Raw genomic sequence first — 2,062 nt, forward strand, 5'->3', positions numbered from 1 at the left:
TCCCAATTCAAGAATTCTTTAAAGGTTTCTTCTAAAGAATCATATACACCTAGTCCAAGGTGTCTACCTTGATACCACTTCATATGCCCACTTGGATCAACATATAAGATTGGATTATTCTCCACATACACATACTGATTCTGACTCTGCGAATTCCACAGATCACCTTTATATGGATCTTGACTTATAAACCTACCAATCTCAGGCTTATAGTATCTCGCTCTCGCATACGTTAGCTCGCTGTAATAATCATACCCTAATCCTGTATACCCGAAAAGGTTGTCTGGGCCTGGCCAGTTGACGTCGAATTGTTTTCCGTCGAGTGGAATACCGAATTCATCGTAGTGATACCTTGCCGATACGCGTCCATCCTTTTCTAAAAGTGCTGTTGTACTGCCTAAAGCATCGGTTAAATACCATAGTGATTTTGGTGGTACTCCTGGTTCTGCTCCGCCTGCACCTGGATAAGGCTCCCAACCATTATCATCATCATATGCTGGCAGGAAAGTCATACTTAGACGTTCATTTGGATGTCCGTAGACAAAGGTTTGTTTCCACTTTGTCGGGTCAGCTTCTGTAATTTGAATTGGTTCTGGTAAGGCTAGGCTGACATCATTTGTGTAATGAAATTCCCACTGTTTCTTTTTGAATTGTGGTTCCCAGCCATCTCTTGGTCCACCTTTTTCGTTATCTGGGAATGGTTCTTCCTCATAGCCACACTTTTTGGCAAGTCCTGGTGGGACAAATCCTGGTGGAACCGAATGACAATTCGGATCTGGGTTGCCATTATTGTTGCCATTTCCATTGCCATTACCTTTACCATTGCCACGTCCATCTGGTCCATTCTTAATGTCAACGGTCATCTTAATACGATCACCATCACCGTTATACGTGTAGGTAGACACATCACCTAAGGCGTTAATTTGTTTGATTAGACGATTGGCCGCATCCCATTCGTATTGTTCGAGTGCCTCAGGAACGAGTTTATCGTTCTCATTCGCTTCTTCTCCATCCTCATCTTTTTCAGCTTTATCGGCGCCTTCTGTTTTCTTGTTGTTCTTATTATTTTCTGGTTGTTTAGATTCCTTTGTTTCATTATTTTCCTGAGGTTCGACTTCAGCCGCCTCTTCTTCCGTTTCCTCAGTTGCTTCGATTCCTTGAACTACGAGAAGAGCATTTGCTTCTTCATCCTCCGTTAATTCCGTACCTGCTTCTGTCGAATTGTTTTCTTCCGTCTCTTCGGATTCATTTGTTTCCTCATTTTCTTCATTTTCATTTGAATCTTTAGTCTCCTCTCCGTTATTTTCCTTCTCAGAGTCTAACGGTAGTTCTTCCACTTCGATATTATTTTCAGGCAAGGTTGGTGAAGACAGTTCCTCTTCCTCGGTGTCTTCTGGTTGTTCTGGCAAGAAAAGTTCGACTTCTTCTAGCGGATCGATGACATCAATCTCTGATAACTCGTCTACCGTTCCTGTTACGGTGAGCAGGTTGCCTCTTGGGTCATAGGCATACTCTTTGTATTCTGAACCACTTTGCCATTTGATTAGTTTGTCTGCTTGATCATAGACATACGTTTCGAGTGAAGTCAGACTGCCCCATGAACTTTCTTTGGACAAACGGTTTCCTACCTCATCATAACTGTAGTTCGTTGTAACGAGACTTAAAGGATCGTACTTATTTTGATTTTGGACTTTGGTTAGTTGGTTTAATGCGTCATAGGCATACTCAGTGACAATGGTTTCTTTTTCCTCATCATCACTATCCTCTATCCGCTCGGTTTGAATCCGATTTCCGACAGGGTCATATGCATAGAGGAATTGATCAACAGCTTCTCCATATTGATTTTCGTGCCGAATTCCCAGTACTTGTCCAAGTGCATCATACTCATACTTGCTTATTGCACCAGTTGGCAATGCTTTTTCAATTAATGCTCCCCGCGGATCATAATTGTACGTTGTCACTCTTCCTTGATCATCAATGACTTTCGTTAGCTGATCCTTTACATCGTATTCATAGCTGACTGAGCTTGTATCAGGATACGTCATTTTGCTTCGTTGACCGG

Annotated in this window: 1 protein-coding gene; it reads right to left on the reverse strand. The window is 42.2% G+C overall.

Annotation, left to right across the window (positions count from 1 at the left end; genetic code table 11):
- A partial coding sequence (locus V6M43_RS18270) for an RHS repeat protein (protein ID WP_332737831.1) occupies window positions 1-2,045 on the reverse strand: 2,045 nt, incomplete at its 3' end.
- Window positions 2,046-2,062 lie beyond the last annotated feature (17 nt).

This window comes from Flavihumibacter sp. (assembly GCF_036676075.1).
Taxonomy (GTDB): domain Bacteria; phylum Bacteroidota; class Bacteroidia; order Chitinophagales; family Chitinophagaceae; genus Flavihumibacter.